This window comes from Natrinema sp. H-ect1, assembly GCF_041821105.1.
In the GTDB taxonomy this organism is placed as follows: domain Archaea; phylum Halobacteriota; class Halobacteria; order Halobacteriales; family Natrialbaceae; genus Natrinema; species Natrinema thermotolerans.
Genome location: NZ_JBGUBA010000002.1, coordinates 104,315 through 119,144, shown reverse-complemented (window position 1 = coordinate 119,144; position 14,830 = coordinate 104,315). Strand labels below are relative to the sequence as shown.

The window sequence follows — 14,830 nt, the reverse complement described above, 5'->3', positions numbered from 1 at the left end:
AGCGGATTCGATCGCGTGACTGTCAGATCTGCGAACTACTTTTGACGGATCGGTCCCGAAACGGGAACGATGCGACCGATCTCACGCCGCGGGGTACTCGGAACGTGCGGGGCGGCTCTCGCGTTCGGGGCCGGCTGTCTCGGGGACGGAACGGACGACGAAGCGAACGGGGACGGCAACGGATCGGCGGCCGAAAGCGGGACGTGGCCGTCGTTTCGCGGCGGCCCGTCCAACGCGGCGGTCGCCGACGTGGACGGGTTCGACGAGGAGCCGGCGGAACGCTGGACGGTCGACCTGCCGACCGCCCCTGGAACGGCCGCGATCGCCGACGGCACGGCCTACCTCGCGGCCGGCTCGAGGCTGTCCGCGATCGATCTCTCGAACGGCGACGAGCGCTGGACGGTCGCCCTCGAGGGGGCCCGAACCGGATCGCCGGCCATCGCCGAGGACGCCGTGGTCTGTCCCGACGCCGAGGGGCTACTCGTCGTCGACCACGAGGGGAACGACCGGCGTCACGTCCCGTACGACGGTGCGACGACTGCTCGGCTGACCGCACAGCAACAGGCCGGGCCGTCAGTACCGTCATCACCGACCGTAGTCGACGGCACGGCGTACGTTGGGACGCCGGCCGGCGACCTCGTCGCGATCGGGCTCGCGGACGGCGCGGTGACGTGGCGCTCGCCGGCGACCGACGGCTGGGCGTCGCTAGCACGGCAGCGCCAGACGGCCGGCGGGGTCACTTCCCCGGCCGTCGCCGACGGCCGCGTCGTCGTCGGAACGGAAGCCGGGATTGCCGCGTTCGACGCCGCCGACGGCTCGAGCGAGTGGACCCACGACACAGAGCGTGCGGTCCGGTCCGCGCCGGCGGTGGTCGACGGAGCCGTCTACGTCGGGGGAGCGACGCCGGTCGCGCTGGCAGCCGAAAGCGGCCAGCTCCAGTGGGGCGGCAAGGGGGCTGCGTCGCTGTCCCTGCAAGGCACCGGGGAGAGCGTTCGCCGACAGGAACTCCCGCCGATGGCCCCCTCAGTGGCTGTCGGCGACGAACGGGTCGTGCGTCATGACTCCGACGAGCGACTGGTCGCGCTGGATCGGAGCGATGGGAGCGAGCGGTGGGGAGCCCCGCTCGAGGAAGTCGAGTCGCTCTCGCGATCGGTCGGCAGCGCCGGGACGGCCCAGTACGCGCCGAGTTGGTCGTCACCGGTCATCGCGGGCGATGCGGTCGTCGTCGGAACCACGGCGGGCGTCGTCGCCGTCTCGCTGGCCGACGGGACGGGGCTGTGGCGGCTCCCGACCGACAGTCGCGTGGTCGCATCGCCGGCGGTCGCGGACGGCGCGATCGTCGTCGGTGACGGGAGCGGGACGGTCCGGGCGCTCGAGGCCTAACTCTCGGCATCGACCGCCGTCCGAACGACGCGGGCGAGCCCGAGCGTGGCGAGATAGGTACCGACGAGGACCAGCAAGACGAACAGGACGACGCCGAGCGCGGACGCGCCGATCTCCGGATGGGTCCGCAGCGGCGCGGTCAGCCGCGTCCCGAAGAAGATCACGAGCGCGCCCGCGGCGACGCGGATCGACGCGCGCCAGTAGGTTCCGTACTCTTCCGGCGAGAGTTCCATGCGCCGAGATGTGCGTTCGGGGGCCAAAAGCACTGGTACGCAGGCTGCGACGAGCAGGGCCACGTGGCCGCCGGTCACCGCATTCCGTCAGTGAGCTGTCCGGCGACCCGCGCGCCCGTTCGCCGGTCGATACGGCGGCGATCGAACACCGAACGAGCGCTCTGGGCCGCCTCATCGTCGATCTCGAACTCGAGGTCGGGATATCGAACGTCGGTCAGGACGAGCGGCTCCGGCGGGGCGGGTGCGATCCCCTCGTGGCCGGGCAGCGGCTCGGGCTCGAGGACGCGGTCGATCTTCTCGCGGGGGGCGTCGCCGGTCCCGACGGCGCGGGCGAGCGAGACGAGCCGACGGACGAGTTCGCGGGAGAACCCGCCCGCGGCGACCGTGAGGACGAGGTAGTCGCCGTCCCGCTCGGCTGCGAGGGCCAGCGAGCGCTCGGTGTTGTGATCGTCCGGCGTCAGATTGCGAACGTCGTGTGTCCCGGACAGCGCCTCGCAGGCCGCGTGGAACCGATCGTCGTCGACGGCGGGCGCGCCGTCCGTTTCGGTGAGCGGCGCGTACAGGTGGTAGGTGTAGGCCCGTCGGGTTGCGTGGTGGGTCGCGTGAAAGTCCGGGGGCGCGTCGGCCGCCGCCCACGCCCGGATGTCGGCCGGGAGACGGCCGTTCAACGCCCGCGGCGCGAGCCAGTCGGGGGCCTCGAGCGCGATCGTCTGGGCGAGCGCGGAGACGCCCGCGTCGGTCCGCCCGGCCGCGGCGTAGCCCGCCGGTTTGTCGGCGTCGGGCTCGAGGACCGAGAGGTCGCGGAGGGCGTCGAAGATGGCGTCCTCGACGGTCGGCACGTCGGGCTGGGGCTGACGCTGAAACCCGTGATAGTCGGTCCCGTCGTAGGCGATCCGGAACGCGCGGCGAGCCATCAGGTCGACCCAGCGCGGCCAGGGAGTTATAGCGTTCGCTGCGGCCGCGTGAGCCGATCCGCTCGAGCGCCAGTTACGAGTCGTCCGGATCGAACCGGTCGTGGTCCGGCTCGTGGACGTCGAACTCGTCGGCTCCCGATTCGCCGATATCGGAGTCATCGATGTCGAACGCGTCGGTCTCGAGGGGAGCGCCCGCGGCACTGACGGCACCGTCCTGAATCTCGATAGTGACGCCGTCATCGCCGTCGGCCATGCCGAGCAGTTGCCCGGTCGCCGACTCCACTTCCCGATTGACCGACCAGACGAACCGCAACACCGACTCGAGTTCGGTGCCGGCCTCGCCGACGCCGCGGCGATGGGAAAGATCGCCCAGACTCCGCGCGCCTTCGGGGTGGAGATACTGGATCGGGTGGTCGGTCGGCACCTCCCGTAAGTCGACGTCGAACGACCAGAGGTACGGCAGGGCCTGCAGGGCGTACCCCTGCGGTTTCGGCGCGCGGCGGCCGGCGGCGGTCATGGCGACGTTGATCGCCAGCGGTTCCGCATCGGTGTCGAAGTAGACGCCCGGAGCGCCGGGGATGGAGAGTCGCATACTCGAGGGAGGGGGCCGGGGACGGGTGAGTTCCCACCCGGCACTCACAGCCCGGTTTTATACGGGTCGCGGGCGGCTCCGGTCGCCGGCGTTCGGTCAGTGGAAGGTGTCGGCGAACTTGTCCCGGCGGTTGATGTCGAGTTCGCTGATGCTCGAGCCCTCACGGCTCGCGGCGAAGCGGATCGCTTGCGCGACCTCCTCGGGTTCGCTGACCTCGCCTTCCTCGAACCGCTCGGCGAAGCTCTCGCCGTCGGCCGCCCCGAACTCCGAGCGGACCTCGGCGGGGTTGACGATCGAGATGCCGACGCCGTCGTCGCCGACCTGGGCTGCGAGGCTCTTGGCGAAGCCCCGAACCCACCACTTCGTGGCCGCGTAGACCGGATTGGACGGCCGCGGATGTCGGCCGGCGAAGCTGGCGACGAAAACGAGGTGGCCCTCACGCTCACGGAGGTGCGGCAACGCCGCTCGAGACGCGTAGAAGACGCCGTCGACGTTGGTCTCCTGCATCGTCTCGTATGCCTCGGTCGTCATCGATTCGACGTCGCTGCCCCGGGCCAGTCCCGCGTTGTTCACCAGCACGTCGATCCCGCCGAATCGGTCGACGGCGGCCGCGAGGAGCGCGTCGACGGCGCTCTCCTCGCGGACATCCGTCGGTACGGCGAGGGCTTCGACGCCGTGGTCAGCCTCGAGATCGGCCGCGAGGTCGGACAGGCGGTCCTCGCTGCGGGCCGCGAGGACGACGTTCGCACCGCCGTCGGCGAGTTCGTGACAGGTCGCCGCGCCGATACCGGAACTCGCACCGGTGACGATGGCCGTCTTCGACTCGAGTGTCGCTGACATCGTCCGACGGCTAGACGGGCAGCGACCTAAAATCGAGGGTCGCGGATCGTGAGGGCACGAATCGCCGGGAGCGGAGTCCGGCCGAAGAGGGTCAGTATTCCTCGAGATCGTACAGCTCGCCGTACTTCGACTCGACGTACTCGAGGAAGTAGTCGGCGGTCAGGCCCTCGCCGGTGGCCCGCTCGATCAGGTCGGGCGTGACGTATCGCTTGCCGTGCTGATGGACGTTCTCGCGGAGCCAGCCGTTGAGGTCGTCGAACTCGCCCTCGCGGATCTCGTCGTCGAAGGGGCCGCGATCGGCCTCGGCGGCGGCGTATAGCTGGGCCGCGAGTACCGAGCCCAGCGAGTACGTCGAGAAGTAGCCGAAGTCGCCGTGAGACCAGTGGATGTCCTGCAGACAGCCCTCCGCGTCCGTCTCCGGCCGGACGCCGAGGTACTCCTCGTACTTGTCGTTCCAGACCTGCGGGACCTCCGCGACCTCAAGGTCGCCCCGGATCAGATCCCGCTCGATCTCGAAGCGGATCACGATGTGGAGGTGGTAGGTGAGTTCGTCCGCCTCGACCCGGATGAGGTTGTCGTCGTGGACCTGATTGGCCGACTCGTAGGCCTCCTCGGGGGTCACGTCCGCGAGTTCGGGGAACCGCTCGCGGGCGATCGGCAGGAAGTGGTCCCAGAAGGGCCGCGAGCGGCCGACGTGGTTCTCCCAGAGACGCGACTGGGACTCGTGGACCGAGAGGTCCCGCGCTTCGCCAAGCGGCGTGCCGTAGCCGTCGTCGGGCAGCCCCTGCGTGTAGTTGGCGTGGCCGAACTCGTGGATGGTCGAGGTGATCGAGCCCAGCAGATCGTCTTCCTCGAAGCGGGTCGTCACGCGGGCGTCGAACTGCGTGCCCGAGGAGAACGGATGCGGCGCGGTGTCGAGCCGCCCGCGGTCCCAGTCGTAGCCCAGCGAGTCCAGCACGTCCCGGGCGAGCGCCTCCTGATCGTCGTCGTCGAACTGCCCGGCAAAAGCGTCAGTCGTCAGCTCGGCGTCGCTCTCCTGAACGGCGTCGATCAGCGGGACGAGCGTCTCGCGCAGCCGCTCTAAGACGCGTTCGGCCGTCTCGAGGTCGATGTAGGGCTCGTAGTCCGCGAAGAGAACGGCGTAGGGATCGGCGTCGGGATCGATGTGATTCGCGTACTCGCGTTTGAGATCGACCAGTTGCTCGAGGGTGGGCGCGAACTGCTCGAAGTCGTCTTCCTCCTTGGCCCGTTTCCACGTGGGATGGGCGTTCGACGCCGTCGCAGAGATCTCCTCGACGAGGTCCTGTGGGACGCTGGTCTCGCGGTCGTACCGGCGGCGGATCTCGCGGACGACCGCGGCCCGCTCGTCCGCCAGGGCCGTCTCCTCTAACTCCGCGAGCAAGTCACCGGTCTCGTCGGCGGTCAGGAGTTCGTGACTGAGCGAGGACAGCGTCGAGAGTTGCTGTGCCCGGGCCGGGGTGCCCTCGTCGGGCATTACGACTTCCTGGTCCCACCGGAGGACGCCGGCCGCGTTCCCGACGTTCGAAATCCGCTGGACTCGCGTTTCGAACTGCTCGTAGGTGTCGGCCTCGCTCGCGTCGGCCTGATCGGTCGCCATGGGCGTACCGTTCGACCGGAATCGGTATCAACGTCGGGGTTCCGGACAGCGCGACCCACCCACGAACCACCCGTCAGGGTGTGGGACAACCCGAGGTGTCGGGTCTCGAGACGGTACGTACTCGGTATCGATGCCGCCGTCAGTGGCTCGCGGGCCCGCATCGGGGAACGGATGCGAACGCTGCGGAACGTGCAAGCAGCGAACTGTTCCGCCGATCTGACGTACGTCGTGACACCATGGCCCTCGCTTCGCCAATCGCGGCAGCCGTCGTGTTCGTCGTGAGTCTGCTGATCGGCGCCCTCGGCATCTACGCCGGGGCGCGGGTCATCGTCGGCCGCGGGGACTACGACCACGCCATCGTCACCGCGTTGATCGGCGCGATCGTCTGGGCGATCGTCGGCTTCGTCGTCGGCTGGATCCCCCTTCTCGGCCCGCTGCTGGCGCTGGTCGCCTACGTCGGCGTCATCAACTGGCGGTATCCCGGCGACTGGACCGCCGCGGCGATGATCGGCCTCGTCGCCTGGGTCACCGTCCTGCTCGTCCTCTATGCCCTCGCCGCGCTCGGGGTCACCGGCTTCGAAGCGGTCGGGGTCCCGGGGCTCTGAGTCGCGGGCGCACTGCAAACCACCGGTCACTCCCCCGGCCACTGCTCCGCCACCTGCCGGTAGGTCTCCCGACACCGCTCGAGAACGTCGATCGAGACGCTCTCGTCGTCGGTGTGAGCCTCGCCGGGCTCGGAGGGCCCGTAGATCACGCATTCCGTCCCGGCCTCGGCGAGCCAGCCCGCGTCCGTCGCGTGGGGCTTCGTCACGAGTTCTGGCTCGCCGGCCTGCGCGGCGTCGGCGGCCGCACGCACCGCGTCGGCGAAGGCCCGGTCCTCGCAGCGCATCGGCGGCAGGTCCTGGTCGACCGCCCACTCGACCCCCTCGAGGTCGGCGACCCGCTCGAGGGCGGCACGCTCGCCGGGGACCGTCCGCTCGTCGACGGTGACCGTACAGCGGGCGGGAACGACGTTCATCGCCGACCCGCCCTCGATCTCCGTGACGGTGAGCCGTCCCTCGAGGGTCTCGCCCGCGACGTCGACGGCGGGGACCGCGAGGTCGCGGACTCGATCGACGGCGGCGGTGGCCCGATAGATGGCGTTCTCGCCGGCGTCGGCCTCGCTGGCGTGGGCGGCGGTGCCGCGGGCGGTAATCGTACTCCCGCGCCGGCCCTTGTGGGCGACCGCCACGTCGGTGACGTCGGCGCCGGAGTAGTTCGTCGAGCCCTCGCCGACCACGGCGTAGTCGGGGGCGAACCCGTCGTCGATCGCGTATCGGACACCGACGCCGCCGACCTCCTCGCCGACGAAACTCACGAAGACGAGTTCCCCGGCCGGGTCGGCCTCGCGGAAAGCCAGCAGGGCGGCCGCGAGTGCCCCCTTCATGTCCGCCGTACCGCGGCCGTAGAGCCGGCCGTCGCGCTCTTCGACGACGTACTCGCCCGTGCCGTGGCCGGCTCCGGCGGCGTTCGAGGCCGACTCAACGACCTGCGACTCGGCCGGTTCCACGACGTCGTGGTGGCCCACCAGCGCCAGCGTCTCCGCACCCGTTCCCGTTCGGGCGATGACGTTCCCGGCCTCGTCTCGAGTCACGGCCGCGTCGGTTTCCGTGCGGAGCCAGTCCTCGAGGAAGTCGCCGGCGGCGGTCGCGTCCTCGTGGCTCGGGATCGCGGCGAGGTCGCGGGTCAGTTCGACGAGCGTCATGGCCGATCCGTCGACGGCGTCGCTGTTCAGTGCATCGGAACCGGCGGGCGAGTCAGTCGGGCGTTAGTCCATCCGCTCGTAGACCGGTTGCTCCGGCTCGGCCTCCTCGTCGGTGAGCCGGGCGACCGACTGCTGTACCTCACGCAGGCTGGCGGTCTGTTGCTGGCTCGCCGCCGCGACCGATTCCGCGGCGCTGGCGACCTTATCAGCCGACTGCGAGAGATCCGCGAGCGTCTCGGCCGTCGTCTCGACCCCGTGGGCCTGCTGGTCGGCCGCGCTCGCGACGTCTTCCATGCCGGTGGCCGTCGATTCGGCCGCATCGTGGATCTCCTCGAGCGAGTCGATCGTCTCCCGAACGCGATCGGTCCCGGTATCGACGCGAGCGACGGTTTCCTCCGTCGTCGCAACCGTCGCCGCCGCGTCCTCGCGGACGGCTTCGACGGCGTCTTCGATCTCCGCGAGGTCGTCTTTCGTCTGCTCGGCGAACGACCGCACTTCCCCCGCAATGACGCCCATGGTCTCGCTGGCCTGGTCGCCCGACCGGGAGGACTCGATCTTGGCGTTGGCCGCCAGCACCGTCGTTCGCTCGGCGAGGTCGTCGAGCCGATCGACGATCTCGTCGATCTGGTCGGTCCGGGCCGCGAGCCCGTCGACCGCCTCGGCGACGCGGTCGGTCGCGTCCTCGATGGCCTCGAGTTCGTCCAACGCGTCGTCGGCCGCCTCGACGCCCTCGGCCGCGAGGCGCTCGGTCCGGTCGCTCTCCTCGCTGACCTCGTCGGCGACGCTTGCGACCTCCTCGACGGCGGCGCTGACCTCGTCGAGTTCGCGGGCGGCCTGCGTGATGCCCGCGGCCTGGGACTCCGTGTGGTCGCTGATCGCTTCGGCGCGTTTCGAAACGGCTTCGCTGGCATCGTACAGCTCTCCGAGTGGCGTCTGCACGTCCGTTTCGACCTCCTCGGCGAGGCGCTTCCGGCGCTCGATCGACTCCTCGAGGCGCTGTGCGTAGGAGTCGACGTACGTGTCGGTCGCGACCTGCATATCGAGGTTGATGATCCGCAACAGCGAGAGGACGTCCATCATGCCCTCGTCGATGGCATCCCTGACGGCCCGCTCGAACGACTCCTCGAGGCCGTCGTCATTGTCCCCATCCTCGCCGCCCAGTCCGAGTGCGCCGACGAACCGGCCGAGGCCGCCCCCGTCCTGTTCGGCCTCGCGCTCGGCGGCCCACTCCTCGATGGCGTCGACGACCTGTGCCTGGACGCGCTCGTTCATCCGCGACAGGAGGAGATCGTAGTAGACACCGTACTGCCCCACGTAGTGTTTCAGGGGCATATCGAGCATCTCGTGGAGCTTGCCGATCCGGGTCCGGTTCTCGAAGTACGACTGATCGTAGTCGCCGGTCGCCAGCGAGACGAGATACGCCTGCTGGGTCCGTTTGAGCGCGTCGATCCCCTTCGGCGAGCGGTCGACGATCCCCCGGGTCTGCTCGTACTCGAGGACGTTGTCGTAGAAGTCGTCGGCGATCGTCTCCGAATTGGCCCGCAAGAGCGGCTCGAGGTCGGCCAGCCGGCGCTCGTCGGCCTCGTCGAACCCGATGAACTCCTTGCGCCACGCGATTTCGTCTTCGTCGAGCCCGATCCGATCGATGAGGTCGTCGACGTCGAGAAAGCCGTTGAGTCCACCCTGGCCGAACGTCTCCTGCGGTTGCATGGCGGAAACGTGTTCGGTCGGTTCATTAAGTTCCGTGAGTGTTCCCGCGGAATAGGAATTGGACGCGAGTTCCGAAGAGAGCGTGGGGAACGGGATCGAACGGCACGGAGCCGCTGTGAACACCCTTATAGGCGTACGTCGACCAGTTTACGTATGAACGTCGTGCCGGATACGAGCGTGGTCATCGACGGCCGCGTCTCGGCGACAATCGAAGACGGGCAGTTCGAGGGAGCGACGATCTGTGTCCCCGAGGCAGTCGTCGCGGAACTCGAGGCGCAGGCAAACGACGGGATCGACAGCGGCTGGGACGGTCTCGAGGAACTCCAGCGGCTGGCCGACCTCGCCGACGACGGCGTCGTCGACCTCGAGTACGTCGGCGAGCGGCCCAACGCCATCGAGCGGGGCCACGCCTCCGAGGGTGAGATCGACGCCCTCATCCGGGACCTCGCGGAGGAGCTGGAGGCGACCTTCGTCACTAGCGACGTCGTCCAGGCCGAGGTCGCACAGGCCAAAGGGCTCGACGTCGAACACGTCTCCCCCGAGGTACGGGAAGTCGGGACGCTCGCCGTCGAGGAGTTCTTCGACGAGCAGACGATGAGCGTCCACCTCAAGACCGACACCGTCCCCAAAGCAAAGCGGGGCGAACTCGGCGCGATGGTCTACGAGCCGATCGCCGACGAACCCACCGACGAGGCGACGATGGACGAGTACGCCCGCGAGGTCGTCGACGGTGCCAAGGAGTCCCCGGACGGCTTCATCGAACTCTCCGAACCGGGCATGAAGATCGTCCAGTTCCGCGACTACCGGATCGCGATCGGCCGACCCCCCTTCTCGGACGGCATCGAGATCACCGCCGTCCGGCCGATCGCCCAGACCGACATCGAGGACTACGAACACGCCGACGAACTCAAAGAACGACTGCTCGAGCGCCAGCGCGGCGTCCTGATCTCGGGGGCACCCGGGGCGGGGAAGTCGACGTTCGCGCAGGCGGTCGCCCGCTACATCGCGGATCACGACTACTCGGTCAAGACCATGGAGAAGCCGCGTGACCTGCAGGTCGGCCCCGACATCACCCAGTACACGGAACTGGGCGGCGAGATGGCAAAGACCGCTGACGCCCTGCTGATGGTCCGACCGGACTACACGATCTACGACGAGGTCCGCAAGACCGACGACTTCGAGGTCTTTGCGGACATGCGCCTGGCCGGCGTCGGCATGCTCGGCGTCGTCCACGCGACGCGACCGATCGACGCCCTCCAGCGCCTGGTCGGCCGGGTCGAACTCGGGATGATCCCGCAGGTCGTCGACACCGTCGTCTACATCGAGGCCGGCGAGGTCGAGACGGTCTACGACGTCAGAACCGAGGTCAAAGTCCCCGCCGGCCTCACGGAAGAGGACCTCGCGCGGCCGGTCATTCAGGTCACGAACTTCCGGACCGGCGAGCCCGAGTACGAGATCTACACCTTCAACCGCCAGGTCGTCACCGTCCCGCTGAACGACGAGGACGGCGGTCCCGGCACCGAGTCCGGCGTCGACCGGATCGCCAAACAGGAGATCGAACGGGAGATCCGCTCGATCGCGCGGGGCTACGTCGACGTCGAACTCAAGAGCCAGGACAAGGCCGTCGTCTACGTCGAGGAGGACGACATCTCGAGCGTCATCGGCAAGGGCGGCGGTCGGATCACCGACGTCGAGAACCGGCTGGGGATCGACATCGACGTCCGGACCCACGACGAGAACCCCAACTACGGCGCAGGCGGCGGTGGCGGCGGTGCCAGCGCCAACGGCGGCGGTGGCGGCTCCCAGGCCGGCCAGATGGTACAGCCGGAGATCACCTCCCGGCACATCGTCATCCCGGTCGACGGCAACCACGGCGAAACCGTCGAGATTCAGGCCGGCGGCGAGTACCTCTTTACAGCGACGGTGAGCCGCGGCGGCGAGATTCAGGTCTCGAGAGGGAGCGGGATCGCCGAGGAACTCGAGCGGGCGATCGACCGGAAGGATCCAGTGACGGTCGTTCCCTCGTAGGGAACCGAACGTGAACGAGCGGAGCGAGTGAGCGGCTTTTGGGTCTAGATTTTTTCGCGAGCGACCGGCGTCTCGACTCAGGGTGACCAGATCCCCGCTTCTCGATCGAGCAGCGCGACCACGACGACGTGGGGAAGCGTCAGCACGGCGATCGCGACTAGATAGACCGCGAGGACGTCGGGGACGGTTGCGGGCGTCCGGGGGACGGCGAACCAGATACCGACGAGGACGCCCAGCGCGGCGACGGTCAGCGGCGTCGCGTCCCTGGCGAAACACCGGAAGGCGGTCCGGGTCGCTCCGCGCTCGAGGGCCGCGCTGGCGACGGGATCAACGAGCATCGTTCTGAGGACGTGCCGGAGCGAGTGCCAGAAACAGAAATAGAGCCCGATGGCGAGGATCGGCGGGACAGTGGCGAAGAAGCCGACGAGGCCGATCGTCTCCGCGGCGTCGACGAGCCACGGCCGCCGCTCGCCGGGGCTCGTTCGGCGGACCCCGAGGGCGAGCGAGAGTGCAATCAGGGATCCGAATCCGACCGCCACGGCCGCCCGAACCGGCGGTTCGAAGAGGGGCTCGAGCGCGGTCGCCGCGCCGGGGTCGAACAGTCCGACGATCGTCTCGACGACGAACGCGTACTGCGCCGGAAAGGCGACCAGCGGGACGAGCATCGGGAGACCGCCCCTGACGAGGAGGGCAAGCAGTCGACTGGCCCGCGTCTCGAGGTGGTCGGCACCGAGGAACTCGAGAAGCACATAGACGTCACCCTGCCCCCAGTGGACGAGCGTGACGAGGAGAAACAGGACGAACGCGGCGACGGGCGCGAGAACCCAGACGAGGGCGTAGGCGGATCCGAAGAGCAGGTAGAGGACGCCGATGGACGCGAGCGATCGCGGCGTTACCGGGTTGTCTCGAGCCCGCGGTACCACGAGGTGGTCGACGGCACCGTGGGGGAGTCCGAGAACGAGGACGCTGAGTGCCAGTGGCACGTACTGATAGACGAGCGGTGGCGGCCCGAACGCGACCGTCGCTACGGCAGCGACGGCAAGCGACGAACCGAAACCGAGGGTCAGCCGAGCGGCTCGCGATCGGCTTTCGGCGCTCGCTCGCAGGTCGGTGCGCCGATCGATCGCGTCACCGGTCATCGGAATTCGTCGGAAGCCGCGGTGATGCGCTCGGCCACGCCGAAGCGGCGCCGATTCGATCGAGGAGCCAGACGTACATGGTGATCCCCTGGACGACGAAGAGGTTGGTCACGAGGAAAAACAGCGCCTCCTCGATCGGGAGCCCGAGGAGTGCGTACCCGGTAGTGTGGGTATCGGAAATGACCCAGACGCCGAGTTCGATCGCGATCCGGTCGACGACCCAGAGGTACAGCGTCGGGACGGCGATCGCGACCAGCAGCGACCGGCGAACGTCCCACAGGTACGTCAGCCCGAACCCCCACTGGATGGCGAGGACCGGCCCGGCCCAGAGGAGCAGCCAGCCCAGGTAGTACGTCGCGGTGGTGTCGAGAAGTGCCCAGCCGATAACGGCGATCGCCAGCCCGCCAGCGACGCCGAGCAGCCGGTGTATGCGAGGAATCGCCAGCGATCGATCGGCGCTCGGTCGTACCTGAAACAGCCAGAGCGCCGTCAGTATCGGCTGAAGAACGAAAAAGAGGTACTCCTCGATCGGCGTATACCAGACGGTCGCGAGGACGGCACCGTCCCCGTACCACCAGACGCCGGCGGGGATGAGGCGGTTCGTAAACGGTGTCGTATAGACGACAGCGAGGGCGATCATGATCACGAGACCCGAGAGGGGGCGAACGCCCCACCAGGCGCGATCACGCCGAACCGCGAGCCATCCCAGAATCAGGATTGGCGGTAGCAGCAAGGTGAGGTGGATTCCGAAGTACGTAAGCGGGGAGATCATGGGCGTATCGGCGGTCTCTGTCAGTGACCAGCGGGAGCCGGGACCGCCGTGACCGACATTACGGACGGGAGCGGAATACTGCCGCGTCCATACTGGTTAGGGTCGATCGGCCGTCGTCGTACCCGCGGCCGCATAGCTCCGCTCGAGGGCGTCGTCCGGCGGGAACTCGCGTTCGAACCGGCAAACGAAACCGACCGCGGGTCGGCCACGAGACAGCCCCGCGAAGCCGACCATTAGGCGTCGATGCTGTGTTCTCAGGCCGGTGCGGCCGTCGGCGTAACGACCCGCTCGAGGACGGAGCGGCTCCGGAGCAGGACCACGCCGAATCCGACCTTCGCCGAGAGGTCGAGTACCATGAACGCGGCGGTCTCCCAGTACAGCGGGAGGATGCCGAACGTCCCCTCCGTACCGAGGATCCAGACCACCGGGTAGAGGAGCCACAGCACGATGACCAGGTTGCGCAGCCGACCGAACAGCGACGCGACTTCGGGGGACTGACCGCGCGCGTCCTTAGAGAGCGTTCCGACGAGGACGTACAGCAGGGCGAGCAGGGCGCCGGTGCTGATGCCCCACCAGGCGATCCGGGTGCCCGGGGTGGCGGCGAACGCCGCGATCATGCCGGTCCCGATCATGAACACGTCGAGTCCGATCAGCGTCGCGATCGTGTTTCGGTTCGCCCCTGCCAGCAGTCCGAGGTCGAGCAGCAGCAACGGCGTCGTGAACAGCCAGTCGGCGTAGCGCGCCCAGTAGATCGTGAGCGCCTCGTCGCCGACTACGACTTCGGTGACGCCGAAGCCGGTCGCCATCGCGAAGTACATCGCAGCGGCGATGGTCGTAATGAAGGTCGTAATGATGTAGAACTCCTGCATCTTCCGGTCGCGAACGCCACGTCCGCGCCCGACGAAGTACAGGGTTCCGAGGGTCATTCCGATCGTGCCGATCCACAACCAAATGGATTCTGGGCCAACTGTTGCGGCCATGGTGATTGCTATGAAGGGACAATACATACCGCTTGAGCCTAACGAAAATAACACCCATCGTAGCGTGTATGTCAAGAAATTCGACGTGGGGAGTGAAACCGCAGCGTATTTTGGGGTGTTCTGTGTCCGATCGCATACCCCGAGCCCGAAACACCCGCCACAACCGATGACTTCGCCTGATCCGAACGATCCGATCGCGGACGCACTCCTCGGTGAATCAACGTACGAACGACTCAGAGTCGAGCGATACGCGCTGATCAAGCGCCGAATTCCGCAAAAGCTCGTCTATCAGAGCGGCCTGCTGTTTGCGATCGCACTCGTCGTTCCGATCGTCGCCACCTATCCGTCGTCGGTACAAGCGACGTTTCCGGGCGGCGACCCGTTATGGTCGTCGCCGCTGGTCCTCTGGGTCGGTGTCTACGCCGGCGGCATCGAATTGGGGACTGCAGCCTGTCTCGTCGCGGTAGCGATCGCACGTCGGCGGTACGAACACTCACTCTCGGAGTCGCAGGTACATGCGCTGCTAAACGTCGAGGACGTGGCCTCGATGTTCGGACTGGCAACTGGCGGCTTCGCGATCCTGATCACGGTTGGGTTCTTCCTGCTCGGCCACGCCGGCGCCGAGACCGTCAGCGCGGTCGTCGAATCCGCGCCGCGAAACCCCTACGGACAGACCGGCATCTCGGTCCCCGTAATCGTCGTCGGTGCCGCGGCGGCGATCAGTTCCTGTGTCGTCTACGCCGTCGGTCGATATCTCTCCTCGTAGGAAGCGACGACCCTCCCGACCGGTGACCATCGGTCCGGTCGAGTGGGAGACTACGATCGGACGAAACGGAGACGCCTGCGTGGGGAAAGTGGACACATGATCAGCCGATTC

14 protein-coding genes are annotated in these 14,830 nt (G+C 68.1%); 4 read left to right on the top strand and 10 right to left on the bottom strand.

The features are described from left to right. Positions 1-69 precede the first annotated feature (69 nt). Positions 70-1,383 carry a PQQ-binding-like beta-propeller repeat protein gene (locus tag ACERIM_RS04790; RefSeq protein WP_373631538.1) on the top strand — a complete coding sequence of 438 codons (1,314 nt, stop codon included), beginning with the start codon at positions 70-72 and terminating at the stop codon, positions 1,381-1,383. On the opposite strand, the gene ACERIM_RS04785 is transcribed toward ACERIM_RS04790, so the two are convergent. The 5 genes from ACERIM_RS04785 to ACERIM_RS04765 form a co-directional block, all read right to left on the bottom strand. Then, entirely contained in the window at positions 1,380-1,616 is a 237-nt protein-coding gene (locus ACERIM_RS04785) for a hypothetical protein (protein WP_049965664.1), read from the bottom strand. The two genes, ACERIM_RS04790 and ACERIM_RS04785, sit on opposite strands and share 4 nt — an antisense overlap. Positions 1,617-1,690: 74 nt before the next feature. Then, positions 1,691-2,530: a tRNA pseudouridine(38-40) synthase TruA gene (gene truA, locus ACERIM_RS04780; protein ID WP_373631536.1), complete on the bottom strand. Its 840-nt coding sequence runs from the start codon at positions 2,528-2,530 to the stop codon at positions 1,691-1,693. 73 nt (positions 2,531-2,603) lie between these two features. Continuing rightward, on the bottom strand, positions 2,604-3,122 hold the full coding sequence (locus ACERIM_RS04775) for a hypothetical protein (protein ID WP_373631534.1): 519 nt from the start codon (positions 3,120-3,122) through the stop codon (positions 2,604-2,606). A gap of 96 nt (positions 3,123-3,218) precedes the next feature. After that, positions 3,219-3,962: an SDR family oxidoreductase gene (locus ACERIM_RS04770; RefSeq protein WP_373631532.1), complete on the bottom strand. Its 744-nt coding sequence runs from the start codon at positions 3,960-3,962 to the stop codon at positions 3,219-3,221. Between the two features lie 91 nt (positions 3,963-4,053). Then, positions 4,054-5,580: a carboxypeptidase M32 gene (locus tag ACERIM_RS04765; protein ID WP_373631530.1), complete on the bottom strand. Its 1,527-nt coding sequence runs from the start codon at positions 5,578-5,580 to the stop codon at positions 4,054-4,056. Between the two features lie 236 nt (positions 5,581-5,816). Here ACERIM_RS04765 and ACERIM_RS04760 point away from each other — a divergent pair, with 236 nt between their 5' ends. Next, positions 5,817-6,185 (top strand): hypothetical protein, encoded by a 369-nt coding sequence (locus ACERIM_RS04760; protein ID WP_006180337.1) that lies wholly within the window; start codon positions 5,817-5,819, stop codon positions 6,183-6,185. A gap of 26 nt (positions 6,186-6,211) precedes the next feature. Here ACERIM_RS04760 and ACERIM_RS04755 read toward each other — a convergent pair whose 3' ends face one another. Further along, a complete protein-coding gene (locus ACERIM_RS04755; RefSeq protein ID WP_373631528.1) occupies positions 6,212-7,324 on the bottom strand; it encodes a M20 family metallopeptidase in 1,113 nt (370 codons plus the stop codon). A 63-nt stretch (positions 7,325-7,387) separates the two neighbouring features. Beyond that, a complete protein-coding gene (locus tag ACERIM_RS04750) occupies positions 7,388-9,034 on the bottom strand; it encodes a globin-coupled sensor protein (protein ID WP_006648021.1) in 1,647 nt (548 codons plus the stop codon). Between the two features lie 153 nt (positions 9,035-9,187). Here ACERIM_RS04750 and ACERIM_RS04745 point away from each other — a divergent pair, with 153 nt between their 5' ends. Then, positions 9,188-11,062, top strand: a complete 1,875-nt coding sequence (locus ACERIM_RS04745; protein WP_373631526.1) for a PINc/VapC family ATPase — start codon at positions 9,188-9,190, stop codon at positions 11,060-11,062. Positions 11,063-11,139: 77 nt separating this feature from the next. Here ACERIM_RS04745 and ACERIM_RS04740 read toward each other — a convergent pair whose 3' ends face one another. From ACERIM_RS04740 to ACERIM_RS04730, 3 genes are all read right to left on the bottom strand, one after another. Then, positions 11,140-12,201: a Brp/Blh family beta-carotene 15,15'-dioxygenase gene (locus ACERIM_RS04740; RefSeq protein WP_373631524.1), complete on the bottom strand. Its 1,062-nt coding sequence runs from the start codon at positions 12,199-12,201 to the stop codon at positions 11,140-11,142. Beyond that, positions 12,191-12,973, bottom strand: a complete 783-nt coding sequence (locus ACERIM_RS04735; protein WP_373631523.1) for a lycopene cyclase domain-containing protein — start codon at positions 12,971-12,973, stop codon at positions 12,191-12,193. The genes ACERIM_RS04740 and ACERIM_RS04735 overlap by 11 nt, the downstream gene beginning before the upstream one ends. Before the next feature lie 254 nt (positions 12,974-13,227). Next, complete coding sequence (locus ACERIM_RS04730) at positions 13,228-13,953, bottom strand: bacteriorhodopsin (RefSeq protein ID WP_084813269.1); 726 nt, start codon at positions 13,951-13,953, stop codon at positions 13,228-13,230. 166 nt (positions 13,954-14,119) lie between these two features. On the opposite strand from ACERIM_RS04730, the gene ACERIM_RS04725 reads away from it, so the two are divergent. Beyond that, complete coding sequence (locus ACERIM_RS04725; RefSeq protein WP_006648026.1) at positions 14,120-14,719, top strand: hypothetical protein; 600 nt, start codon at positions 14,120-14,122, stop codon at positions 14,717-14,719. The last annotated feature ends 111 nt before the right edge of the window (positions 14,720-14,830 follow it).

Coding starts and splice junctions, on each gene's coding strand:
- ACERIM_RS04790 (WP_373631538.1), top strand. CDS start 70: ATGCGACCGATCTCACGCCGCGGGGTACTCGGAACGTGCGGGGCGGCT.
- ACERIM_RS04785 (WP_049965664.1), bottom strand. CDS start 1,616: ATGGAACTCTCGCCGGAAGAGTACGGAACCTACTGGCGCGCGTCGATC.
- truA (WP_373631536.1), bottom strand. CDS start 2,530: ATGGCTCGCCGCGCGTTCCGGATCGCCTACGACGGGACCGACTATCAC.
- ACERIM_RS04775 (WP_373631534.1), bottom strand. CDS start 3,122: ATGCGACTCTCCATCCCCGGCGCTCCGGGCGTCTACTTCGACACCGAT.
- ACERIM_RS04770 (WP_373631532.1), bottom strand. CDS start 3,962: ATGTCAGCGACACTCGAGTCGAAGACGGCCATCGTCACCGGTGCGAGT.
- ACERIM_RS04765 (WP_373631530.1), bottom strand. CDS start 5,580: ATGGCGACCGATCAGGCCGACGCGAGCGAGGCCGACACCTACGAGCAG.
- ACERIM_RS04760 (WP_006180337.1), top strand. CDS start 5,817: ATGGCCCTCGCTTCGCCAATCGCGGCAGCCGTCGTGTTCGTCGTGAGT.
- ACERIM_RS04755 (WP_373631528.1), bottom strand. CDS start 7,324: ATGACGCTCGTCGAACTGACCCGCGACCTCGCCGCGATCCCGAGCCAC.
- ACERIM_RS04750 (WP_006648021.1), bottom strand. CDS start 9,034: ATGCAACCGCAGGAGACGTTCGGCCAGGGTGGACTCAACGGCTTTCTC.
- ACERIM_RS04745 (WP_373631526.1), top strand. CDS start 9,188: ATGAACGTCGTGCCGGATACGAGCGTGGTCATCGACGGCCGCGTCTCG.
- ACERIM_RS04740 (WP_373631524.1), bottom strand. CDS start 12,201: ATGACCGGTGACGCGATCGATCGGCGCACCGACCTGCGAGCGAGCGCC.
- ACERIM_RS04735 (WP_373631523.1), bottom strand. CDS start 12,973: ATGATCTCCCCGCTTACGTACTTCGGAATCCACCTCACCTTGCTGCTA.
- ACERIM_RS04730 (WP_084813269.1), bottom strand. CDS start 13,953: ATGGCCGCAACAGTTGGCCCAGAATCCATTTGGTTGTGGATCGGCACG.
- ACERIM_RS04725 (WP_006648026.1), top strand. CDS start 14,120: ATGACTTCGCCTGATCCGAACGATCCGATCGCGGACGCACTCCTCGGT.